Source organism: uncultured Eubacterium sp., assembly GCF_937958975.1.
Lineage (GTDB): Bacteria > Bacillota > Clostridia > Lachnospirales > Lachnospiraceae > Eubacterium_G.
This window is the reverse complement of record NZ_CALGRE010000027.1, coordinates 23,689-48,658: the sequence shown is the minus strand read 5'-3', so window position 1 is coordinate 48,658 and position 24,970 is coordinate 23,689. Positions and strand designations below refer to the sequence as shown.

At 35.2% G+C, this 24,970-nt stretch carries 24 protein-coding genes and 1 tRNA gene; 3 read left to right on the top strand and 22 right to left on the bottom strand.

Features of this window, described 5'->3' with window-relative positions; all coding sequences use genetic code 11:
* Positions 1 to 58: 58 nt before the first annotated feature.
* On the bottom strand, positions 59 to 2,023 hold the full coding sequence (locus Q5O86_RS04670) for a thioredoxin domain-containing protein (RefSeq protein ID WP_302625987.1): 1,965 nt from the start codon (positions 2,021 to 2,023) through the stop codon (positions 59 to 61).
* A 237-nt stretch (positions 2,024 to 2,260) separates the two neighbouring features.
* On the opposite strand from Q5O86_RS04670, the gene Q5O86_RS04665 reads away from it, so the two are divergent.
* A complete protein-coding gene (locus Q5O86_RS04665; RefSeq protein WP_302625986.1) occupies positions 2,261 to 3,568 on the top strand; it encodes an MATE family efflux transporter in 1,308 nt (435 codons plus the stop codon).
* An 83-nt stretch (positions 3,569 to 3,651) separates the two neighbouring features.
* On the opposite strand, the gene Q5O86_RS04660 is transcribed toward Q5O86_RS04665, so the two are convergent.
* Together Q5O86_RS04660 and Q5O86_RS04655 are read right to left on the bottom strand one after the other, a co-directional pair.
* Complete coding sequence (locus Q5O86_RS04660) at positions 3,652 to 4,239, bottom strand: sugar O-acetyltransferase (RefSeq protein WP_302625985.1); 588 nt, start codon at positions 4,237 to 4,239, stop codon at positions 3,652 to 3,654.
* A 16-nt stretch (positions 4,240 to 4,255) separates the two neighbouring features.
* Positions 4,256 to 8,158, bottom strand: a complete 3,903-nt coding sequence (locus Q5O86_RS04655; RefSeq protein ID WP_302625984.1) for a glycosyl hydrolase — start codon at positions 8,156 to 8,158, stop codon at positions 4,256 to 4,258.
* A gap of 325 nt (positions 8,159 to 8,483) precedes the next feature.
* On the opposite strand from Q5O86_RS04655, the gene Q5O86_RS04650 reads away from it, so the two are divergent.
* Positions 8,484 to 8,554: transfer RNA gene (locus Q5O86_RS04650), tRNA-Gly, on the top strand.
* Positions 8,555 to 8,587: 33 nt separating this feature from the next.
* Here the strand turns inward: Q5O86_RS04650 and Q5O86_RS04645 are convergent.
* From Q5O86_RS04645 to Q5O86_RS04625, 5 genes are all read right to left on the bottom strand, one after another.
* Positions 8,588 to 9,709 carry a hypothetical protein gene (locus Q5O86_RS04645; RefSeq protein ID WP_302625983.1) on the bottom strand — a complete coding sequence of 374 codons (1,122 nt, stop codon included), beginning with the start codon at positions 9,707 to 9,709 and terminating at the stop codon, positions 8,588 to 8,590.
* A gap of 273 nt (positions 9,710 to 9,982) precedes the next feature.
* Entirely contained in the window at positions 9,983 to 12,268 is a 2,286-nt protein-coding gene (locus Q5O86_RS04640) for a leucine-rich repeat protein (RefSeq protein ID WP_302625982.1), read from the bottom strand.
* 298 nt (positions 12,269 to 12,566) lie between these two features.
* Entirely contained in the window at positions 12,567 to 12,689 is a 123-nt protein-coding gene (locus tag Q5O86_RS04635; protein WP_302625981.1) for a hypothetical protein, read from the bottom strand.
* Between the two features lie 172 nt (positions 12,690 to 12,861).
* A complete protein-coding gene (locus tag Q5O86_RS04630; RefSeq protein ID WP_302625980.1) occupies positions 12,862 to 13,065 on the bottom strand; it encodes a hypothetical protein in 204 nt (67 codons plus the stop codon).
* A gap of 623 nt (positions 13,066 to 13,688) precedes the next feature.
* A complete protein-coding gene (locus tag Q5O86_RS04625; RefSeq protein WP_302625979.1) occupies positions 13,689 to 13,871 on the bottom strand; it encodes a hypothetical protein in 183 nt (60 codons plus the stop codon).
* Between the two features lie 195 nt (positions 13,872 to 14,066).
* Between Q5O86_RS04625 and Q5O86_RS04620 the strand changes: the two genes are divergently transcribed.
* A complete protein-coding gene (locus tag Q5O86_RS04620; protein WP_302625978.1) occupies positions 14,067 to 14,426 on the top strand; it encodes a DUF1413 domain-containing protein in 360 nt (119 codons plus the stop codon).
* A gap of 588 nt (positions 14,427 to 15,014) precedes the next feature.
* Here Q5O86_RS04620 and Q5O86_RS04615 read toward each other — a convergent pair.
* From Q5O86_RS04615 to Q5O86_RS04550, 14 genes are all read right to left on the bottom strand, one after another.
* On the bottom strand, positions 15,015 to 15,152 hold the full coding sequence (locus Q5O86_RS04615; RefSeq protein ID WP_302626011.1) for a winged helix-turn-helix domain-containing protein: 138 nt from the start codon (positions 15,150 to 15,152) through the stop codon (positions 15,015 to 15,017).
* Positions 15,153 to 15,164: 12 nt separating this feature from the next.
* Positions 15,165 to 15,383, bottom strand: a complete 219-nt coding sequence (locus tag Q5O86_RS04610; protein ID WP_302625977.1) for a hypothetical protein — start codon at positions 15,381 to 15,383, stop codon at positions 15,165 to 15,167.
* A 101-nt stretch (positions 15,384 to 15,484) separates the two neighbouring features.
* The gene (locus Q5O86_RS04605) at positions 15,485 to 16,231 is read right to left on the bottom strand and encodes an ABC transporter permease (RefSeq protein ID WP_302625976.1); all 747 of its coding nucleotides are present in this window, start codon (positions 16,229 to 16,231) and stop codon (positions 15,485 to 15,487) included.
* The gene (locus tag Q5O86_RS04600; RefSeq protein ID WP_302625975.1) at positions 16,228 to 16,953 is read right to left on the bottom strand and encodes an ABC transporter ATP-binding protein; all 726 of its coding nucleotides are present in this window, start codon (positions 16,951 to 16,953) and stop codon (positions 16,228 to 16,230) included. The genes Q5O86_RS04605 and Q5O86_RS04600 overlap by 4 nt, the downstream gene beginning before the upstream one ends.
* 152 nt (positions 16,954 to 17,105) lie before the next feature.
* Positions 17,106 to 17,849 (bottom strand): MerR family transcriptional regulator, encoded by a 744-nt coding sequence (locus Q5O86_RS04595; RefSeq protein WP_302625974.1) that lies wholly within the window; start codon positions 17,847 to 17,849, stop codon positions 17,106 to 17,108.
* A 237-nt stretch (positions 17,850 to 18,086) separates the two neighbouring features.
* Entirely contained in the window at positions 18,087 to 18,485 is a 399-nt protein-coding gene (locus tag Q5O86_RS04590) for an SRPBCC family protein (protein WP_302625973.1), read from the bottom strand.
* 140 nt (positions 18,486 to 18,625) lie between these two features.
* Complete coding sequence (locus Q5O86_RS04585; protein ID WP_302625972.1) at positions 18,626 to 19,048, bottom strand: VOC family protein; 423 nt, start codon at positions 19,046 to 19,048, stop codon at positions 18,626 to 18,628.
* A gap of 36 nt (positions 19,049 to 19,084) precedes the next feature.
* On the bottom strand, positions 19,085 to 19,534 hold the full coding sequence (locus tag Q5O86_RS04580) for a DUF3795 domain-containing protein (protein WP_302625971.1): 450 nt from the start codon (positions 19,532 to 19,534) through the stop codon (positions 19,085 to 19,087).
* A gap of 13 nt (positions 19,535 to 19,547) precedes the next feature.
* Entirely contained in the window at positions 19,548 to 20,009 is a 462-nt protein-coding gene (locus Q5O86_RS04575) for a GyrI-like domain-containing protein (RefSeq protein ID WP_302625970.1), read from the bottom strand.
* A gap of 457 nt (positions 20,010 to 20,466) precedes the next feature.
* Positions 20,467 to 21,003, bottom strand: coding sequence for a TetR/AcrR family transcriptional regulator (locus Q5O86_RS04570; RefSeq protein WP_302625969.1), 537 nt, complete (start codon positions 21,001 to 21,003; stop codon positions 20,467 to 20,469).
* 510 nt (positions 21,004 to 21,513) lie between these two features.
* Positions 21,514 to 22,293, bottom strand: coding sequence for a macro domain-containing protein (locus tag Q5O86_RS04565; protein WP_302625968.1), 780 nt, complete (start codon positions 22,291 to 22,293; stop codon positions 21,514 to 21,516).
* Position 22,294: 1 nt separating this feature from the next.
* Positions 22,295 to 22,813 (bottom strand): molecular chaperone Tir, encoded by a 519-nt coding sequence (locus Q5O86_RS04560; protein WP_302625967.1) that lies wholly within the window; start codon positions 22,811 to 22,813, stop codon positions 22,295 to 22,297.
* 222 nt (positions 22,814 to 23,035) lie between these two features.
* The gene (locus tag Q5O86_RS04555) at positions 23,036 to 23,632 is read right to left on the bottom strand and encodes a hypothetical protein (protein WP_302625966.1); all 597 of its coding nucleotides are present in this window, start codon (positions 23,630 to 23,632) and stop codon (positions 23,036 to 23,038) included.
* Between the two features lie 99 nt (positions 23,633 to 23,731).
* A complete protein-coding gene (locus tag Q5O86_RS04550; protein WP_302625965.1) occupies positions 23,732 to 24,661 on the bottom strand; it encodes a recombinase family protein in 930 nt (309 codons plus the stop codon).
* Positions 24,662 to 24,970 lie beyond the last annotated feature (309 nt).

The following is a 24,970-nucleotide window of genomic DNA, read 5'->3' as shown; positions in this document are numbered from 1 at the left end:
GGAAGGAAATTATCTAACCTGCGACAAACAACCAAATTTTACGACAAACAACATATTCTTATAAAATTTTGGTATTTTTTATGGAAACATGATTCAATTCATTTACCGGTGGAAGACAGGAATGTCCCCTGCATATATAAAATGTGGTCTTATCATTCTTTAATGGATATTCCTTTGTTGGACTTTGAAAAACATATACAATAGAATTTAGAGAAACCCTGCAAGGTAATTTTTCTAACTCTTTATTCTCCTTTGCCACTACAATTATTTTTTCCGGAGGGTTAACATAATCTGACAATGCCATAAGAAACATGGGATATCCCATTGGATAATGCTGAGCTTCTCCACTCATAAATTTTAATTGATTTTTTGCAAACTTTTCAAACACTTTATCCCCTGTAAGGAAGTATAATTGTACAAGATTATATGCCATAACTGAATTTCCACTAAAAATGGCACCGTCATAAGTCTCCTTTGGATGTAAAATCAACTGTTCATTATTCTTTCCATATAGAAAAAATCCTCCCTGCTCCCTATCCCAAAATTCCTGAATCACTTTATCACAAAATTTTCGGGCCTGCTCCAGATAATTTATCCGGAAAGTAGCCTGATACAAAGCAAGTAATGCAAATATTTCATTTGCATAATCATCCAACAATCCCTTTCCATTTGACTGATTATTTCGATAACTTATCTTTAATATATCTTTTTCACAAAGTTTACTTTGAATAAATTCCTGCGCTTTTACTGCTGCGTTCAGATAAGTTTTATTTTCTGTAACACGATAAAGATGACACATTGCTGTAATCATAAGTGCATTCCACGACGTTAATATTTTATCATCTAAATGTAATGAATATCGTTTTTTGCGATAAGCATATACTTCCGGCAGATAAACATTAAAACTTTCACTTACTGCCTTGCTTTTTAAAAGATTTGGTATATTCTTTCCCTCAAAATTTCCTTCTCTTGTAATATCAAAAAATTTATTAAATTCCTTGCCCGCCGCCTGTCCAAGAATGCTAATAATTTCGTCCGGCTCTAACAAATAGTATTTTCCCTCTACTCCTTCACTGTCCGCATCCTGCGCACTATAGAATCCGTTTTCCTGAGAAGTCATCTCCCGCAGAACATACATAGCGGTTTTTTCCGCAATTTCACAATAGATTTTCTTTTTTGTTATTTCATATGCCTTACAATAGGCAAGAATCAACAGAGCATTATCATACAGCATCTTTTCAAAATGTGGCACCAGGAAATATTTATCTGTAGAATATCTGCTAAATCCTCCTCCAATATGGTCAAACATTCCACCATAATACATTTGGAGCAATGATTTTTCTACCATTCTCATAGCTTTCTCATCTCCGCTCTTTTCAAAATACTGCATTAAAAATAACAAATTATGAGGAGCCGGAAACTTTGGCGCCTTTCCAAAGCCACCGTACATCTCATCAAATGTATGCTTATAAAGCTCAAAGGCAGCATCTATTAAATTTTTCTCCAGATTCCCCTGGACTCTATTTTTTTGACTTAAAAAAGTTATAATTTCATCCGCCGCTTCCAACAGGTTCTCTCTATCGGTCGTCCATCTGTCATGTACAGCTAAAAGTAATTCTTTTAATCCTATCTGACCATATCTTGCAGTTTTCGGAAAATAAGTCCCAGCCAGAAAAGGTTTCTGCTCCGGAGTTAAAAAAATAGTAGTAGGCCATCCCCCACTTCCTGTTAATGCCTGACATACCGACATATAAATACTGTCAATATCCGGTCGCTCTTCTTTATCCACTTTGATTGCTATAAAATACTGATTCATAATTTCAGCAATATGGGCATCCTCAAAACTCTCATGTGCCATTACATGACACCAGTGGCAGGTACTATACCCAATACTCAAAAATATCGGCTTATCTTCTGCTTTTGCACGTTCAAATGCCTCATCACACCAAGGATACCAGTTTACCGGATTATCTGTATGCTGAAGCAAATAAGGACTTGTCTGATTTTTTAAATGATTATTCATACTTACACCCAACCCCATCTTTTTTATAACTTATTATGTAATCTTTTACTAAAAATATGACAAAACAACTCTCTATTGATTTCTTTCTACATTATGATATAATAAGAAAACGTATTTATTGTTTTGTAGTTAATAATATAATAAATTATGTTCGCCGCCGGGTGAACTTTTAGCGTTGGATTTCGTATCGTTAGGCCTTAGAAGATACGAAGTTCAGCGCTTTTTTTAGGAGGAAAAATGAGAAACAGCACACTTTATACCTTTTTGAAATATGTATCTTTAAATATATTAGGACAGCTTGCATATTCCTGCTATACTTTAGCGGATACTTTCTTTGTATCTGCCAATTTAGGTACCAACGGTCTGGCAGCGCTCAATCTTGCCTTTCCGGTCTTCTGCTTCATCAACGGTACGGGATTAATGCTCGGTATGGGCGGTGGTACAAAGTATTCCATACAAAGAAGTCGTGGGGAACACGAAAAAGCCAACAGGACATTTACCAATTCAGTTTGTCTCACCGGCTGCTTAGGAACAATCTTCGTTTTATTCGGTTTATTTTTATCCGGTCCAATTGTAAAACTGTTGGGAGCAAATGCTGCTATTTTCCCAATGACAAATACTTATTTACAGGTTATGTTATTATTCGCGCCTGCCTTTTTGTCCAATAATCTCTTACAGTGCTTTGTGCGAAATGATGGGAATCCCTCACTTTCTATGGCAGCTATGATTACAGGCTGTTTTTCTAACATTGTTCTTGATTACATTTTTATATTTCCATTAGAAATGGGAATATTTGGAGCGATACTTGCAACAGGTATGTCACCGGTTATCAGCATTATTGTTTTGTCGCCCTATATTATCCGAAAGAAAAATAAATTTCATCTGGCAAAAGATAAACTAAACATGAAAAGAATCTTTGGTATCTTATCGACCGGAGTACCTTCTTTTATAACGGAGGCCTCCTCAGGTATTGTTATGATTATATTTAATTTTATCATTCTTCGATTAGCAGGAAATGTAGGTGTCGCTGCATATGGTGTTGTCGCTGCAATCTCCCTTGTTGTCGTTGCAATATATACAGGTTTATCACAGGGAATCCAGCCAATTATCAGCCTGAACTATGGTATGAGAAAAGTGTCTGATATGAAAGCAATTTTTAGATACTCCCTTGTTACTATATTCATTTTATTTGTCGCAATTTATTTAGTTATCTTCTTTGGTGCTTCCAACATTGCTTCTGTTTTTAATAGCGAACATAATAAAACCTTACAGGAAATAGCAGAAACCGGATTGCGGCTATACTTTATTGCCTGTCCATTCGTAGGTTTCAATATTGTACTTTCCACATATTTTGCTTCGACAGAACGTCCAAAACCGGCTCAGATGATTTCATTGTTGAGAGGCTTTTTTGTTATTATACCAATAGCATTTTTATTCTCTACTCTTTTTCAAATGCTTGGCGTATGGTTTGCCTTTCCTGCTACCGAACTACTTGTGACCGTTTTGGGATTATATGCGATTATCAAAAACGATTACAAGAACTAATTCCCTTCCCATTGCTTACGCGAAAAACAGAGGCAGATAAAGTTCATATGCTTTATCTGCCTCTGTCGAATAATTATAATAATTTATTCATTAATTTTTCGTATCACGCGACAAGGATTTCCGGCAGCCAGGCTATTGGCAGGAATATCTCTGGTCACTACACTACCTGCACCAATTACACAATTGTCACCGACGGTTACCCCCGCACATACAACAACATTACTAGCAAACCAGCAATCATTTCCAATGGTTATGGGTTTCCCATATTCAAAATCATATAATGTACCGTCCTCACGGACTTTAATTCTACGCTCCACAGGATTAAAAGGATGTAGTGGCGTAGCTATTGTACAATTCGGTCCAAAGAAGACATTGTCACCAATTGTCACCGGACAGGTATCAAGAACTATAAAGTTAAAATTTGCATAGAAATTATCACCGATAGATGTAAATACACCATAATCAAACTGAACCGGCCCCTGCAGTGAACAGTTTACTCCCTTATTAGGTAGTAGTTCATCCATAATCTCTTTTCTTTTTGTTTCCTGTGTTTCAAAAGTTTCATTATAAAGCTGAGAAAGCCTATGTGCCTTTTGACGAAGCTCCACTAGCTCCTTATCCCCAGAGTCATAATATTCGCCATTTAGCATTTTTTCACGTTCTGTAGGCATACTGTCAGCATCCTCCTTATTTCTTTATTTTTACTTTCTTAATCTTAGACCATTTTCCATAAACTTTCTTGCCCTTAGTATTTAACACATAAGCACGAGCCTTAATATACAACTTCTTTTTATTTTTAAGTTTCTTTGATTTTATCGTCACTTTGCGTTTCTTGACAAATCTCCTGATAAGTGCTTTTTTACTCTTTTTAGCACTTTTCTTTGTTTTGTAAACGGCTATCTGATAACCCTTTGCACGCTTTATTTTTTTGAGAGAAAGTTTAATCTTTTTTGCTGCCTTTTTCTTAGCCTTGACTTTTCTAATCTTTGCCCTCGCAGGTTTTTTAATCTTTGTCGCAGGAGCAACTGTTGTGGAATGCTTTCCAGCTGTTGTAGTCTCGACTATCGGCGGATTCTTTCCATCTGTTGTAGGCTCAACTGTCGGTCGATTGTCTCCATCCGTTGTAGGCTCAACTGTTGGTGGATTTTCTCCACCTGTTGTAGTCTCTTCATATTTTTGTCCTGAAACTTTTATTGTAGCGGTTACACCTTTTGACTCCACATTTGACAGCAAGGCCGTCACTCTAACCGTACATGTACCTGCTGAAACTTCATTGATTACATGAGTTCCCGCATCTATTCCTGCCAATACTTTTTTATTATTTACATACACATTGTAAGTCTGCCCCTTTTCTTTTTGTATCTGGCTTTCTCTAAATGTTACTATGACAGAATTGTTTGCTGTAGTCCCCAATACCAATGAAAGAATATCTGTAGGCAAGTTCGCCGGTTGTGTAGGCACTTCAATTTCAGAATCCTCTATATTTAATTCGCCTGTAGGATTACCATATTTGATAATCATCGTCACAAGCTTTCCATCGTTCCCTTTAATCTTTAATGTATTATAAGAATCCACTACTAAAGTCTTTGTCTGGAACTTATAAACACCTGTGTAGATATTTTGAGGTGTTTCTACATTATTTAAATAACCTGATGTATTTGCATTTGTATAAGTTCCATTATATGAAATATAAAAAGTTTCATTTGCATCTAACAACTCTATATTGATTCCAATATCGTCACGAATCAGATAATAGAAAATATCCACTCCGTTATAACTTCCTATTTTCTTATAGAGTGACGGGTCGGTACCTATCGGAGTCTCTTTTAATTCAGTTATTTTATAATATAATTTTAATACTAAATTTCCATCCTCTGTAACAACTCCGTTTTTATTTGCACCAGCTACAGTCTCGTCAAGAATATATCCTTTATAATCTTTTTCTTTTGCCGTAACCTCACTTCCAACCTTAGCAGTTTTGTTTTCTTTTAAATTTAGAATATATGTTCCATCTTCCTGCTGTATATAATGTTCTACCGTATAAGCAGCTCTTCCCACTACATCCGCACCGGAAATAGTATTCATCTGTCCGGCTTTTGCCTCAATGGTTGTTCCGTCTGAGAATGTAACGGTCTTATCCTCACCGCCCGCATTATAGACAACATATGTTTTATCTCCATCTGCATTTGTAAATACGCTGCTCAATGGAGCATTACTCGTCACTGTTAAATCCGGTGTTCCGGCTTTATCAAACGCCATAATTGTATGGTAAGCATGTGCCTTCGAATCACCCGCTTCCGGCTCACAATCTTCGTTAAAATATTCTATTGCCTTTGCCGGGTCCGCCATAGCCAGATACACGCTCCAAATTTCATTCCACCGGTTTATATCTTTGTCATTTCCGGTATATGCTGCTTCATTTCTCTGTGCCGTCTCAAAGTTGTCCAAAATGTATTGCTTATTTCTTGACGCATAAAAAGATGCAGCTGTCATAGGAAGAATATTAATTCCTTGAATCTGTAATGGTTCTGCTGTCCACCATGTCTCATATCCATATTTTCCACCCCATACCATAGATGCCTGTATATATTTTGGTAACGATGAGGTCTGCTGTTTGAAATTCGAGTCAATCACATCACCATCAATATCAAACCAATAGCAGTTTACTGCGGATACCATTGTAGTATATAAGTAAATACCTGTTTCTGTAAGTTTTTCATTACCGGTTGCCTGACCATATAAAATCAAACCTGCCCATGCATTCAGTTCTTCTGAACTTGATTCCTCATTATTTCCATCCGCAAAATTTGCATGACCTGATGCCCAGGAATGTCCTTCATACTGTGAGAAATATCGAAGCTGCGGATATCTTGAATTTGGATTATTTTCTTCTGTCGTTGCAAAATCCGCAATTAATTCATCAATAATATTTCCATACTGTTGTACAAAAGAAGAATCTCTTAATGCAACCTGTGCAGCTGCATTTATGAAATATCCATAATGGAAATGATGGTCCTGTATACCATCTACCGAATAATATGACTGTGGAAATCCGAACAGACTTCCTACCTCTTCATCATAATAGAAGTATTTGTCGTTTTCTTCCCCTGTGGCAGTGAACCAATCCGCCAGTTCAGCTTTAATTCCATTTAATAGCTTTTCTGCATTCTCTGTGTCGCCACATTCTTCCGCAGCAGCCATTACCTGAACGGCTCTATTTAATTTTTTTCCTGAATCATATGTATTTGCAGAATACTTTTCTTTTGTCACTGCTGTGTCCGTAGGTCCATACTTCTCCATAAAATCATTTACATATCCCTGTAATGTAGCATGTTCTGTTTCATAAATAGGCATCATTGAAGGTAAAATTCCTGTATACTTAAGATTTGTCTCATAGGAACTTCCTGTTAAAAATTTCATGTTACCTCTGATTGTTCTTGCTGTGTTATTGAGATATGTATATCCACTCATATTTTTATATTGATGTGGAAGTATTCCCATAATAGTGCCATCTTCTGCGTCTGCTACTTTTTTATCAATTGTATATTGATACTTTGTTGTTACAGTCGCTGTCTCACTGTCATATGTATATGATGCCTTTGTCCCTGTAATAAAGTTGTATGCATATTTCTCGTATTCTTTTGCAATACTTTCTGCTTCTGCATCTGATGGTCCCTTTGACTCGCATAACCATGCAAACGACATATATGATTTTTCCGCACTTGGGAAATTTGCTGTCAATGTTCCGATTCCATCATCTGCGTAACCCGTTCCCGCTGACTTTGTCCATGTTGTACCTTCCGGAACATAAATTGCATAATAATCATAATTACTATACCCTGTAGAATCATCCTGATTATCAAACACTTTCAATACAAGCATAGTAGAATTTTCCACAGTTGTGCCATTGTAATATGAAATAGAAGAAGGTAATGAGCGCATTCGCATTATCTTCATTTGTTGTGTCCCTGTTGCCTGATAGTAGCTAAACGGACTTCCCTGTACAATCGTTGATTTCACCTGTATTGATGGGTCTTGACTATTTTCAAAAACAACATCATATGTCCAATCTGTAACTTTATCTACTTTTTTACTACCTGCCGTAAATGCGGGTCCAATAACAAAGTCTGTTAAACTTCCATTCTCCGGCTGCTCCATTAAAAGCGCTGTTTCTATTCTCACCGTCGAAGGCTTTACAACATAAAAACCTTGCGCAGTAGCCTTATAAGACATAGGAATCGCATATGTAGAATTTCCCCAGTTATCCTGACATGAATAATTCCACATAAGTGAGGTTCCCCATCCTCCCATGTCAATAGCCCCGGTACTATTGTCATAGTTTTCTGTCGTCCATCTTGTAATACCCTGATTTTTCCTTGTTGGAAGCTTATCCAAAAGCATTGCATTTGTCTGAACAACGTCTTTGTCTCCATCCCAATAGGACCATGTTCCTGTTACTTTGTCTGATAAACTGCCGATCTGTTCTGCCTGGACTTCTTTATTACTAAAAAAATGTCCATCCAAAACAGGGGTTACTGTTAATATGAATGCTAAAGCGGCAGCTACAGTTCTTTTTGTAAATTTTTTCATTCCCTAACTCCTTTCATTTTTATTTTATATTTTCAAGGCACTCTCGCCTTTATTTTTTTAATTTTCATTTTCAACTTTATTGCTTTGATTGGCATACTTTCTTTATAATTTTAACATTATGTAATATATAGGTCAATTTCTTTTATTTCACATTTTTTTCCATCTGACTTACACTGCCATCATACAAAAATAGCAATAAAATATATCTTTTTATTTATCATTTGTGTGTATCAAGGCAAACAACAGTGTGGCATTACGCTAAGCTATGCATCCTTTTCTCTATCCTACTTAACTTTTTATAATATTTATGCTATAATCTTTTTGTGCAGATATGGTTCATCGGTAGAACGCTAGCTTCCCAAGCTGGAAAGGCGGGTTCGATTCCCGTTATCTGCTTTTTTCATAAAAAACAGCAAAGATTTCTCTTCGCTATGTTATTGTAACAATTTGCATTTCTCCGGAATCCGGTAAATATTTTAGTGCAACTATTGTCTTTCTTAAATGCCCATTTATTGTTTGCAATTCAACACACACATCAAAGATTAAATCTCCATACTGGTTTTCTGTTAAATTATATAAATAGTTAGAACAGATTTTTTTATATATTTCTCTAATAAATTTTTCTTTATCCTCTATTTTGTATCCTAACTTTTCAAGAATGATTCCTTTCCCCTTTTCCTTATCAGTGAGATATTTATCCCATTTTTCATCTTTTATACTCAATCTCACCTTTTCAAATGAATTAAATTTAGGAAATAACGCATTAAAAGAAAAACCAATATCCTCGGTATCCGGAACTTCTGTTTCTATCTTGTAGCTTAAAAAGGAGTCAAAACTATTATCATTTATGCTTACAAGAGAAAACTTATTTTCTTCAAATGGATAACCATAGACATTAACATTCTCGTCGTCAGAACAATCCTCCGGATGTGATACAATTATTTTATTTTTACACTTTATGCAAAATTTGCACAGGATATTTGATATATATGTTTTAAATAATGAATTGTGACTTAAATCTGCAAATCCTGTAAACCAGGGATATTCTAACAATTCCTTTACAATCATCCAACGTTGATTTCCTGTTAACCGATTAAAATAAATTAAATAATATTGTCCACTATATTGATATCTCGAACAATTGCAGCGATATATTACTTCATTTAAGGCTTGTCTTAACCGCAATTGAGATTCATATTTACCATGTAAAATATCTATATAGTCGCCACATAAAATACTATATGTACTCTCTTTATCAAGCAAAGGCAAAAGTTTTTCAAAAACATACTGACCATAATTATCATTTTCTATTTGACTTGAATCAATAATCAGGCATGTCTCAAATTTATCTTTATCCTGATTCGGTATCAGTGCACCTTTCAATTTTTCATACTGTATTTTCTTTATGGACAACTGTTTCTGTAGCAATTCAAACGCATCCGAAATCATATGAAATACTTCTTTATCAGACAAATTAAAACCTAATTTCATAACCGAATATCGCACAGAATCACTTGTGTTAAATGTATATATTTTCTTTGAATTATTCAATTTATTATCTCCTAACATTATTCATTATGGAACATGATTGTTAAGGCAACGCAACACTTTTTTATATATTCATTCAAAAATTTTTCCTCTCTGAACCACGATAATTGAAAGGACTTTTTTATTTTACATAATGCTATTGCCCATCAATTTCTATAACAATTCGCTGCATCGGGCTAATAATCATCATAAAATCTTAATAACAATATCCGATTTGTATTTTGTAGCAAAAATAATATTTTTTGTTTTTGCATATACGCTTTTAGATGTTCCTCCTCAACCATTCCAAAATGCATATTTTTCTACTTTTGTCTTCTTTGAAAATTTCTTTTTCTTGACATCTGTATTTGAGAATGCATATTCTTCAATCCTTTTAAGTTTCTTATTCCATTTTACCTTCTTTAAAAATATGCAGCACTCAAAGGCACTTTTCCCAATATATTTTAAATTCTTATTTAATGTTACTTTTTTTATATTTGTACCACAAAATGCTAGCTGACCAATTCGTTTTACATACTTTGGAATTTTTACACTACTTGCTTTTCCGGTATATCTAAGCAACACTCCGTCCTTTGTAATAACCATCTTTCCTTTTTGTTTGATTTTGGCATTCTTTAACTTATAAAATTCTGTCTCATTTTTCGTTATCATCAAAGCACAGAGCGTTTCAATACTTCTTCCACTAAGCTTGTTAGTTTTCAGTTTCCACTTTACCCTTTTACTAAATGTTACACTAAAAGATTTCAAATCATCCTTCACAGTTTTGACCGTTTTGGGAATTGTAATTGATGTAGGGTTTAAATAAGTAAACTCTTCACCATCCCCTGTAAGACGAAAATAACCAATAGAAGATGCCAAAATAGTTGTACAACCCTTTCTTATTACAACGTTCTTTTCCAATGCCGGAACCTGAACCAAAGTTTTTCCATTCTTAGTGTAAACATATCCGTTTATGCTCTTATACTTTTTATCAGTTGGCGATGTATGAATGTTCTTTGCATAAAAAACATTCTTTAACTTTGGATTATACTCAGTATTTAAATATAGTTCTTTTGCACTTTTGTACAATACTGGTGCATCTTCTTCCTCAAAAGACAAGTAATCTACTTCTACTGTGGCAGGCATAGTAACCTTATCATAATCATTATCACCTAAAGCTCTTTCACCAATTTTTTTTACACTTTTGGGAATCGTAACTTCCTTCATATAGTTAGCACATATAGCCCGATTACCAATTTCCGTTACGCTTTCCGGAATTTCAATAGATGAAACGTTATAGCATCCCTGCAAGCATCGGTCTGCTAAGCCTACAATTCCATCCTTAACAACTACCTTTTTAATATCCGTCGCCTGATATTTATTAACAAAAGAGTTATCCAAAACACCTGTTCCTGAAACTGTCAAAATACCGTTTTCAAAGCTATACGCTACCTGATTGTTGTATATTCTATTTTCAAACATTGTCGGATAATATTTAGTTGTTTCTTCCTTACTAAATGTTTGAATCCCATTTATTCTTATTATTTCAGTTCTGTTTGTAAGTCCAATTAATTCAACATTCTTATCACATACAACTTTCTTCATCTCCATAATTCCGGTAAAGTCAAGTAAAGAAATATTATTATTCTGGCAATATAATGCTTCTGACCAATCATCACATATCTTAACAATATCTAAATTAGTTAGTTGATTATGGTCACATTTGAGCCATGTTAAACTATTACGATTTGCTTTCAATTCTTTTATATTATTATAAGAACAATTTAACCAATCTGCATCATAAGTCTCTAATGATTCAAGTTTATTATGGGAGCAATTTAATCTTATAACATTCAGATTTGAAAAATCCAAATACTTCAATTTATTGTGTTCACAATATATGAAAATAGCTCCAAGATTTTTTAAAACCAGCTTTTTCATATTATTATGACTGCAATCCAAATGCTCCAACACCTCTAAGCCATCAATATGTATCGAAGATATCTTATTGTATGAGCAATCTAGTTCAAATAACTCTTGCATACTTTTATCAAATTTCAATTTTTTCAAACGATTATGTGAACAATCTAATTCCTCTAATTTTTTATGCTTTATCACATTCAACTTTTCAAGTTTATTGTTCGAACAATTTAACGCCCACAATGCTTTATTTCGTTTAACATTTATTTTTTTTAACTTATTTTTTGTACATTTTAACACTTCAAGCTTCTTAAGTTTGTCTACATATATTTTTGTTACCTTATTTTTAGAAATATAAATGCTTTTTAATCCATTAAGTTTATTAAAACTAATTTTCCCTTTTAACTTCTTTTTATGCCAGTTTATACCTTGCAGCCTGCCTGTTTTCTTGTTCCATTGATACTGCTTCTTATTATTCAAATTTGTGCTGACTTTTGCACCTCTTTTCTTCTGCACTGATATTATTTTTTCAAGTTCTTTTACATCATTACCATTTTTTGTTTTTGCATATACACTTTTAGACGTTCCTACAAATATGCAAGATAATATTACTAGCAAAAGCGCAATTATTACGCATACATTCTTTTGTCTTCTATTTTTCATAATTCGATTCTCCTTAAAAATTAATATTTTAACTTCTACCTTTTTACCTTTTTATTTCCAAAATACTTTAAATATTTAACAGATGCTTTAACTTCCTTTTTATATTTTGGATTACTCTCCCTGCATCATCCTCTTTTCCTCTATCTTATTTCCTCTATTTCCATTATTATAAACGTATTTGTACTCTGTTTTATTGCATTTGTTCCTACAAACGTAACTTTAATTAATTTATTATTCTCATACTGATATTCATAACTATATGATTTATCACTGTCAGGAGCTGCTGTAATTTTACTAATTAACCGTTTTCATTATATAAATATTTAGCTTCATGTCCCTTTGATGTATTAACACAATTTATCTTTCCATTTTTATCGTTGTTTTGTATGTAAGCAAAAGTACCATTACTTTCTTCCATCAAAACCAAACGTCCACAATCATCAAATCGATAGATGTTTTCCTCTTTATCTGAAACTTTATAATATACATCTATGATAAATTTGTATTTTCACCTTTACATCCATATGTTGCAATTACATTTTTTTCTTTTTCACTTTCATTGTATATGTTTGTTACTGTCTGTGAATCTAATCTTACTTTTCCAGTGCCTTCTGATAGCATGTTATCAACTTCTTCTTTTTCTGAATTACCATTCTTAACACTGCTATCCTCTGGTGCAAAAGATAATACATAATCATCTTTTTCATCCTTATCGACTGTGTCTTATTACGACTTCCTCCTAAAATAGAACCACTGTGCGCTAGTGCATCGAACCCCTCATCAGGCTCATCAGTCATGTTCACCCAACCTTCATACCAAACAAGAAACGAACTGCCTCCAGAGCATTTACAGCAAAGAATGGATAACTCTTATAAAGCAGCACTTTCACTTTTACGTACTGTGCAGCAACAGTGATTGCCTCAACTGGGAACGTAACATGATATCTTGGCGCAGAAGAATGAGTGCCTTTTTCTAACATGTAATGGTGGCTAGGCACCAAACAGTAATTGATATCCGGAAAACGCTCGTCCATCTTTGATTCTGTAATAAACTCTGCTGGATCATCTGTATGGTCGTTGTCGATATCCATGGCTTTGACATTAGATTAGATGAAATGAAATTGTCATTGCTTCTGCGTTTATCCTTATAGTAAGCACAGATATGAGCTTTTTTGACTGCTTCCTGCTTAAATCCCTGTGTTCGTTTCTCTGCGCTCTTTGTCAAAATATCTGATTGTCTTATGGTACTTCTTTGCCTTAGCAATCTCAGCCTTCATTCCCGGCTCTGCTTCATCACCCAATACCCAGAACTAATCCACCTTGCCTAGGAAAACCATATCCATAAACATCGCTAAGCCGCGCTCTGTTTCTTCCTTCATATAAAGCGGAAGCAACAGATGTTGTGCTAGCGGAATGGCACCCTAGTTCACTGCATATCTGCTGTAGTGCTTTACTGCTTCCATATTGGCGACAGTGTCACCTAAATACTTTGAACAGATATAAACCAAAGGACGATACTTCTTTTCTGCCTTAGTTGCTGCAGCGACAGCCTTCGTTGCAGTTGGATCAGGATATCCTTCTTGATTCAAACTGTAAGCGTTCATCCGACCTTCTCCTTTCGTTAAAAGATAGAAGTTTTACCTTCCTCAACTTCCTGAGGGGAATTCCCAAGTTGGATTCAGGAGTATTATAAAAAATTATTTAAAAAAGATATTTACATTCAACGCTCTGTATGTTATCTTATAATCACATTAAGAGCATTGAATGTAATTCAGTGAGATAATAAGGAGGAATGACTAATGCCAACTGTTAGATTTGCTTTAAACGATGAATACTACACTAAACTTGAAAATGCAGCCCAGGATGCTCACATGAACATCCAAGATTACATTCGCAGCAAATTATTTGATGATACCACCATCTTTACTGTTGATGAAGCTGTAAGAAGAATTAAAGAAGGTAACTTCGAAGATACAGAATTTACTCTTCCAGATGTTTATGGCGATGACTGGACCATGAGCAGAGAAGATGGTGCTGGTGCTCTTGGAAAATACTTCTACAATTTTATTACTGAACATCCGGAACTCGGTATTCGTTTTATACCAGATCATACAATTAAACGCCGCGCAGTATATACCTATAAGAGGATTAATCAATGAATTATCAGATCAGACGAGCCATTGAAAACTACATTAAGATGTATGGAAAACAAGATACACGTATAATAATTTCGATATTTGCTAAACGCTTTAATACTACTAAGCAGCGAATTTCTGGAAATATTAGTTGTATGAAACGTTTAGAACAAAGTATCAATATTATCCCAAACAAGCCTCATAGCATCATGTACTTATAAAACTACGGTCAGCAGGATTAACTGCTAATCTTTTTTGTGCCAGACCAAATCGCTTCCTTTTCATATAGTGAAAACGGTCTGGCATTTTTATTTGCAAAAATCTGGAATTACACCTCTGATTTTCCCTTAGGTATTTAAAAAGCACAGAGCCAATCGGAAAGCGAGGTTAGGAAGATCACTAACATAAGAGATTCTGCCAGTCCTATTGATACCGCTGATGAAGAGTTATTTGATACTCTTATAGCAATCAACATCGTAGCAAAAAGACTGGCAGCCAAACTAGCGAAAGTGTAGGCACGGAGTAAGAACGGTGTAGGAAAACGCAAGTTTCGACACATAAAAAACAAAAAAATACAGCGGCAGATTTCTCAAACCGCTGTTTATATTGACATTATTCAGAATTCACTTCAAAACAGTACCCAACTTCACGGACACATTTTATTACGAATGGTGCTTTGGGCATAACTGCATCCAGTTTGTCACGAATATTACGGATATGACATTTTACAGCATTCTTTTCATTGCCGATGGTATCCTCATTCTACACTTTATGATATATCTGGTCATATGCAAGAACCCGTCCTTTGTTTATCACCAGCAGATAAAAAATGTCAAATTCCTTTGTTGTAAGATTAATCTCATTGCTGTTGCGATATACCTTTCGGCGACCAGGGTAAATATCAAGTCCTGGAAGCGACAGCAACGGCATATTTTTAAGCTGAAGTTGTTCAAAATTTGAATGCTGATTTAAAACCTGCATTACTTCATCAAATGCTGAACCATCTCGCTCCGTAAACTCTACAATCAGTGTCCGTCCGATGCTATCACCTCCACTCCTCTCATTATTCTGATATTCTTATCTTACTCCCATTTGAAATAACGAATCGAAATTCCAAAGCATAATATAGTAATAACACACATTATCAAAATAGGCGTTACGGCTTCGGAACTCACCGGTAACCCAAGAAAAGTTGCTTTCATAAGCTGTATACCTTGTGTTAATGGAAAGGCACTTACAATTTTCTGCATAATTTCGGGCATTACCTCAAAAGGAAGTGTAGCTCCTGAAAAAATCAACATTGGAAAATAGAGGATACAAGCAATCATACTTGCTGTTTTTGTGTTTTTGGCTATACCACCCACCATCATACCAATACTTAAAGTTGATATAAGCGTAAGAAACCAGCTACCCAAAAACGCCAACAAATTACCATGTAACCTTACTTTCCAAAACGCCACTGCTGCCAAAAACAAGATAAGCATAGAAGCAATTGAATATAAAACATAAATCGTAAATTCCACTGCTAATAATTTTGTTGGGCTTACAGGCGTAGCACAAAAACGTTTCAGAATTTTCCGTTCACGATATTCGGATACAACAAGCGGAAGCCCCATCAATCCCCCTGCGCAAATTGAAATTGTACAGAGAGCGCCAAAAGATTGCTCAAGAAAAGTGTAATCCATTCCTACCGCAGCTGGTTTGGATCCATAAATGAACCCCAGGACAATCAAAACAATAACGGGAATTATGATTGCAAAAATAACCATATTCATATTTCTAATATTCAGTTTCAGTTCGTTTTTTAAAAGCGTTTTAAAAGAATTCATTCAACCTCTGCCTCCTCACCAGAAAAATAAAGATATGCGTCTTCAAAATTAGTACAACCACTTTGCTCTTTGGCCTGGTCTACTGTTCCATAAAACACAGCCTTACCTTTCTTTAAAATACATATTTCATCGCAAAGAACCTCTACTTCATCCATAAAATGCGATGTTAGAAAAATTGTTAATCCTTCGTCTTTCAATTTGGACAACATTTTCCATACTTCTCTGCGAGCTTTTGTATCAAGTCCTGTTGTTAACTCATCCAAAAATACCAGTTCTGGATTCGGAATGAGTGCAAGAACAATAAATAGTTTCTGACGCTGACCGCCTGAGAGATTCTTTACTTCGGATTTCAGCTTGTCTCCAATTCCAAATTCCCTACATAGCTTTTGCCAATCAGCGGGATTCTTATAGAGGCACGATGTTTCTTCACACAGCTCTCCAACTTTAATTTCCGCTTGATAACTGCTTTCCTGAAATTGTACACCCACTTTCTGAAATAAATGAGTCCTATCTTTTTTAGGATCATGTTCAAGAATAGAAACTGTACCGGTATCTGCTTTCTTTATTCCCAATACACATTCGATAGTTGTACTTTTACCAGCCCCATTTGCCCCAAGCAGACCGTAAACTGTACCGGATTTGACTGATAGATTAAGATTATCTATCACTTTCAAATTTCCATAAGATTTTGATAAATGCTCAACTTTAATCGCTTCCTGCATAGCAATTACCTCCTTTACAAATAAAAGTTTACCACCAATCTTAACATTGGTGGTAAAGTGGAGGGTTTATAAAGACGAACTTTCATAATATGAACACAAATTCATCACAATTCATTTTAAAAAGCAACAATTCAACACTGATTTTTATCAGATCAAACTATTTCTTTGCTCATTTCATATAACATATCCAAAATAGTCTTTGCATTTTTCTTTGCCTTTGAAAGAGAAAGGATAAGTCTATCGCAAGCTGAAATAATATCGTCTGTTTGCTTGGGAATGTTCAATGCATAACGAATATCTGTATTAGGGTTTTGTGATAATTGCCGAAGCATATGCAAAATAGCTTCAAGGGAGTAATTTGCACACCTCAAAGAACGAATAATTTTCAGACGTTTTATATCATCATCTGTGTAAATTCGATAACCATTTTCTTTGCGTTTTACCGTTAATAGACCATTCATTTCCCAATTCCGTAAGGCATCCATCGATATACCCAAGTATTCTGAAACCTCTTTTCGTTTCATAGAAACAGTATTAATAGTTTCTTCACCATGCAAAATGTTCTGCACTATTTTAATTGCATCTTCCGCATTAAAGCACTCTTTATCAATCATATTTATATATTCGTTTGTTAAACGAATTGCCTCTATGTAATCACCGATTGCAACAGTCTTTACCGTTTCGACTATTTTCTTTCTCAATCCATTTTGCAAGAGTTCAATCTGAAAGGCTATACGAGCCAACTGCATTTGACGGATATGAAGATCTGTAAATATACGATAACCATTTTCGAGGCGTTCCGGTTTGGATATTAACCCCCATTCTTCATACAAGCGGACAGTATTTGGGTGTACTCCCATAATACTTGCAACCTCTGAAGTCTTATATATTGTCATCAGCATTCCTCTATTCTTTAATTATTCACGGAACAAACTATATTGTTATAGCAGATAGTTTTATTATGCCGTACTACAAATGCAATATCAACTAAGTTAATTTTATGGAAACTCAGAAATTCTACTTCCCAGATTTATGCGTTTTTTATCGAAACCTCCGTTATTACTTTAGGTTTCACTTATTAAAAAATTTCTGCGATCTATCTGCAAACTGTCCGTATACAACCCATCACAAGCTTATAATTTTCCTATCACTTCTCTGAGATCAGTAATGTACTTAGCCTGTTGCTTTTTCAGATATCCCTTTACAAACAGATTCATAATAGGGTTCTTCACCTGGACTTCTTCTGTAAAAGTAATCTGCGTACCACCATCGCAGCTCTCAAATATGCCGCTCCAATGCCCTCTCATGTTTTGATTTTCCATATCAAAGCGGTATTCTCGGTATGGCTCTTTTGCGGTAATCCGAAAATGTGTTACAAACCCATCCCTTGTATACTCATCAAAGCAACTATTATCAATGATTTCAATTTTGGACAAGTCACTCCGCCATTCAAAATTCTCATTATCTGTAACAATGTCCCAGACCGTTTTACAGTCGCAGGGAAATTGTGCTGTTAATGTTGAGCTTTTCACTTGACGTCCCTCCATTCTTTTATTTTTTCGCCAGAAGATTCCTTTTGCTGCATTCTGGTATTCTAGCAAACTATCAGTAAAAAACAAATAACCTCCAATTCCGATTTTACGCTCTCTACAACTTTCCGATAAATGGAAATTTATCGCTCTGTCTGCTCGGTCATAATTCCCCAACGAATTCCAAATTTATCAACAAAAACAACCCGGCAAGAACTGTAGGGCGTTGCTTCTATTTGATATATTGTCTTACTTCCTTCTTTCATGATTTCATATGCTCTTTGCACTTCTTCTTTTGTATCATACATAATAGTGATAAAATTGGAATAGCACGTTTCAAATTCAATATCCATATGATCACTCATGATGATTCTTTGATTGCCCAATACAAGTTCCGAATGGTATATATATTCTTTTTGATATTCTTGAAGCAAGGGAACATATGTCGGGTCATTCGCTTCTCCGTATGTAATCATACAACTAATCTTTCCATCGAATGCCTTTTCATACATTCGAATTGCTTCCCGACAATTCCCTCCAAAATTTAGCGTAGGTACAATTTTCAAGTCTGTTCTCCTTTCAATAACTCCTGTTTTTGCTGTTCAGTTCCATCGTTTGAACACAATAATTTCCGCATCAGCTCCATAGTCGCTGTACTCAGACACCATGAGATATTTTTCATCAGCAATGATCCCATAACACCTGTCACTGTCCTTTTTATGTAGCTGGTTCCCCAGATAAATCCTGTTGTCATCCCAAAACTTTACAACCTGACCGTTGGGAAAGGCATATTCGATGTTGGCAAAGGAACCTTTCAGCGCATTCAGCTCTGTTACTTCTTCCATATCTGGAATGTGCAACGCATTGAATGCCGCTATCAGCTTCTTTTTCAATGTGTCTAACACCGTCTCTCCTCTTTTACAACATTGTACAACAAGGCATTCCGCTCCAAAGGGCTGACCTCCTGTTGCTGCACACCCGCTGCAAGCGCCGCTTAATTCACAGTTCGTACAATCAATTCCGCAGATAGATTTCATTCTGTTTTCCTCCATAAATTCTCTTTTTTTACAACTTCCTTATCGGGAAAAACATATATCCTTTCCCGGTCTGAGGGCACGTAAAATCATGGACGGCTCCGACTAATGCAATGTCATGCTCCTGCAGATATTGTATTACTTCCGGAAAAACGCCGTCATTTTCACGTTCCACATAGATATACTCATAGCCGGGAATTATCCATTTTGTCCAGCCATCGGGGGCTTCCGCGTTCTCATTGCACTCTACTCCCGCAAGATAAAGCCCATTACGGAAGTCTTCCCAAGGCTGGAAGGAACGGGAAAAATCGGACATAGCACCCCAGATTCCAACGAGGTTTTCGTTTTCATCCTTTTTCGCCAGATTCTGAATTTCTCCGAAATGGGCATTAGCATCATTCCACAGATTTTGAATAAAGCCCTCTCCGTCCGACGTTGAACTTTCTTTTCCAATTACGACAAAGGATTCTTTTTTGCACTTTTCAATTATCATAATCTATACCTCCAAAGTATAATAAAAACCGTGTTTTGTCCCATCAAATCCAATAATGACTTCTTCCGATAACCCGAACCCGTACTTTTTTCAAAGCCGAAATGCGGCTTTCCGCGGCAGGTATCGCTTTTGTGGCAATCCAATCGCACTCGAACAGCTCTTTCTTTTTCGGCACAATAATGTCAAGAATAGCCGCAATATGTTTTTCGGTCTTGTAATCACTCCTCAGATTAAGTCTGAGCAGTCCGCAATTATTAAAATTTTCATCTAAGAATACGACCAGCTTTGTATCGTTTTCATATCATCGATGACCTAGAAGCGAAATTTGCTTTGCAGCTTCTTTAATGTATCTGTGTTTCTGCACCACACGATTATTTTATCTACGTCCGACATTTGCGAATACAACTCCGTATGGTATACCCCGAAGCCCGTTCCCAGAACTGCTACATTTATTTTTTTATCCATCTTGGTTATCATCAATTTCTTCAAATATTTTTGTCCCGGCAATCAAAGCCTGTAATGAGATATTAAAGCTTTCCTCGATTGATACGGGATTTCCAAACGCTTTGTTATTGACCAGCAATGCGAAACCTTCCAAAAAACTTCGGAACGTTCTTATCAGATGGTCGCAGTTTTCCTTTGAGATATTCAACGTCGTGAAGGTTTTGTATATCATCGAAAACATCTTTTCGGTAGCTCCGTGCGTTTCATCGTTTTGGAATTTATTGTACCAAAGCATAGTGTTAAAAACGCCGGGATTTTCGGCAGCGTACTTATAAAATGCGCGGCATATCGCTTCCAACGCTTGATATCCGCTGACACACACCGCTGCCTTAAGCATTTCCGCCTCCACCTGTTTCCAACCAAAAAGCTTGATCTCCCTTTGCAAATCGTCGATACCCTTGATGTGATTGTAAAGCGACGGCGGCTGAACGTTCAGATTTTCCTCAAGCAATTTCAGCGTGATTGTTTCAAAACCTATTTCATTTGCCAATTCTACCGCTTTTCTTATAACAATTGCAACAAACAAAAATAATAAAGGCTTTCGGTCACCCCCAATGTATCAAAAGCCTTTCTTTCTGCATTTTATCCGCTATTCTATTTATATCCCTTGTATCAAATTAGCATTTTTCTTTTCTATTCATCAATCTTGTCAACCACGATAATCCTGTCTACACAACCCACCCCTAAAGTCATTCTGTTAACTCAACTATCCCATTCTATATGTTCCCTAAGCCTTGATTTTACGGCATTTGACAGGATTGAAAACGTCGTAAAATCCCGCTTAAATGCCACAAATTCCTAGAAACCAAAGCCTTTTCACATACTTGACTTTAGACCCGTGACATCAACACGACACACTCAACGTGTAATAATTAGGCTATTCGCAAACATATCAATAAATTATGAAAGTCTTATTTCGTGGGATTTCGACAGCTTTTTTATCTTATCAATTTTCAACTTTTGATTAGGCTATTTTAAAATTCCCAACCTGTATATAATTTTATTTAGTATAGGTTGATACTATATCTATTAGTTCCGAACGTTCTTTTGACAATGCAACAATTTTCAACTTCAATTCCGAACGTTGATTAACTATTTCAAAATTATTTATCATAGCCATCAAACTTATAAATGACATCACATTATCTGAAAAACCAGAGTCGCTAAGATTGTTATTACCTCCTAATAATGGAATACATATTGTTTTGCCATGGTTTTCATTTACAATTCTATTAAAGAAACCTTGAACAGCTTGTATGTAAAAATCCTTAGGTTGATTATTTTTATTTCTGTCAGTAAAAACTAAAAAATATACTATTTTTCCTCTTATTTCTTTTTTGATGTACTCACCATACTGAGCAGGTATTATATTATTTTCTGCATCTCTTCTTAATTGTGCTTTAAGCGATTCTTCCAACTCGGTAATATGGTTACTACAGAATTTTTGTACATACATTCCCAGTAAAGAGTCTTCAGATATATATTGACCTGTGGGATTTATATCATAATATCTATTGGTTGTTATAACTATATAATCTTCATTAAACAAATCACCAAACTCAAAACTTACCTTTGATTTCCCAATTGTCTTAATAGTAAATTTTTGTTTGCGATAAGAAGCAATGAATGGAATAATAAAAGGCAAAGCAAAGCATAATATAACTGCAAATATTGCTATACAGTTGCAAATTGGTACAACCGCAACAATTCCTATTACAGTAGCAAATACACTAAGCCAAAATGAGTATCTTGAAATTGCATATTTTATATGATTCATCATACTAATCCCCTAATTTATCAAATGCTGCTTTAACACTTTGATAATCCCAATAATATTTGCCATCCGTCCCTCGCTTAACCATTCTCGCATGAGCTTTAGCAATATTAACAACTGAATCAATGCATTTACTTTTATCTATCATTGTTGAATTATAAAGAACAATAACCGGTAAACTATTTCTTATTGCATAATCACACTCAAACTCAACATAAGATTTATTTGTTTTATATGTATATTCACACTCATTGTAGTTTTTACAATACATACAGTAACCTGCACGAAGCTCTTTTGTATTTTCTCCAATAATAAGTACAAAATGTTTTGAATGTTCAAGATTCTGAGAGCAATTTTTCTTAATGTTACAATTATTAGTACTATCACTTTTACATTGACTTAGTTCATGTGCATCTCCAAATGAAAGTCCCCAATGTTTGTTGTTATTCCAATATTTTAATTGTTCAACAGCATCTTTATCTGATGTCCAATCAGCAGCAATATATGTTCTTGTTCTATAAACCATAATTATTCTCCTTAATAAATATAATTTTCTATATGACTATTTACAGTCCATTTGAGGGTGTAATTAGTTTTGTGTCTTTGAAATTATATTACCTTTAATTTCCAGCATTGGTTATTGCCAAAATTTCCAGTATTTACAAGGCTTCGTGGGCGCTGCCCACACCCGGCCTAAGGAATAAGGAAAGGAAGGATAGACACAAAATTAAGAACACTACCGTCCATTTTATTGTAAATAACTTTTGATATCTTGATAACAATCCTGCGTGTGACTATTATCTTTCCAAAAAGCCACACGGCACAATTCTTTTACATTGCAATTTCTTAACAAACTTTTATACCAACCTGGTATCCAACTTTCTTGCCTATAAACTGAATTATACACCAAAACTATGCTTTTTCCTGCTAATACTGCAGTTGTTATTTCATACTGTAGATAAGACATTTCCCTGCCTCCTGAAAATGGATTGGCAAAACTTTTATTATAAAAATATTTACAATATGATTTTTGTTGACCACTATAAGCTGGAGAACATGATATACTATCGCAAGCCCCAGCTTTTTTGCTCGCAGTATTATCTCCCACAACAAAAATAACAACACTACTTGATTTAATATACCTTCCACATTCTTCCTTTATATCGCAACGGCGACAGTCTGAATTTTCAGTAACACTTTTATGTACATCATCAGTACAAATCAAATCCACACCATAACGGCTATCATATTTCCATTTTCTTATTCTATCTACCACCTCTTTATCCCAACTATGTGAATCAAATGGCTCTTTCCAATCTGCTGAAACAAATACTCTTTTACTCATTAATATTCTCCTTTTTCAATTTAAGCTTCTTGTTTATATCTTTTACATTAAAATTGCTTTCATCTCTTTAATTTATATTTTACTAACACATCCATTCTTCTATTCTTTACGCTTTGAACTATACTTCTCACTTTTCCGCTTTCTTTCATTCCCATCCTTTATCACATTACTCCTCTGTCCTTTCTCCATCTGCACAGCCTCGAAAACTTCTTTTGATATTATAGCAGGATTATTTCCCGATGCCAAATAATGAACCTCGCTCTTACCAGATTTCAAAAATTTGACATCACCAGTATACTTCTCATTACTCAGCATAACATCAATATTTCTTTTGCACCACTTCGCCTTTCCTGTGGGTGATAAAATTTTCCGTTTTTCAATCTCCTTAATGATACCAACAACACTTTGCCCACGGAGATACAAATCAAATATCAGTTTAACGTTTTTAGCTGTTTCTTCGTCAATAACTAAATGACCATCCTCATCATGTTTGTAACCGTAACATTTTCTATCATAAAGTTTTGAAGTTCCCTGTGCTGCCCGTTGCTTAATACCCCATCTTATATTTTCGCTTCTGGACTCATTTTCAACTTGTGCAATGGACTCAATTACAGCCACCATCAAATCGCTACTTGTATTTGCGGTATCTAAGCTATTTCCCTCAAATATCACACGAACGCCTAACGCTTTTAATTGGTTAAAGGCCTCTAAACCTTCGACGGTATCTCTTCCAAACCTGCTGACATCTTTTGTTATTACTATCTCCAGCTTATGTGATTTGCAATCTTCCAGCATTCGGCTAAACTCTTTTCGTGATGAACCTGTCTTACTTGTCGCAACATCCATATAAACATCTGACAAAAGCCATTGTAATACAGTGGCTATTAATCTTGTCAAATGTGATATCTGGGCAATCAGGCTTTGGAGATATTCCATACTGTTTGTACTCACACGGCAGTAAATCCCGACTCGCTTTTCTCGCTTCAGTGGGGTTGCAGGAATGTAATGAACCTTTGGATTATTTGCCATATTTTCTCACCTATCCGTTCTCGACTAATTATCATTAATTAGTTTTCCCCAGATGGTGATTAGTCTATGCATCAATCCTGTCAACTACAACAATGTTGTCTACACAACCCACCCCTAAAGTCATTCTGTCAACTTAATTATGCCATTTGATATGTTCCCAAAGCCTTGATTTTAAGGCATTTGGCAGGATTATTAACATTGAAAAACTGTCCTTCAAATGCCACAAATCCCTTGAAATCAGAGCCCTTCTACACACCTACTTTTCAACACGTGACATCAATACGACACACTCCACATGCACCGTATATA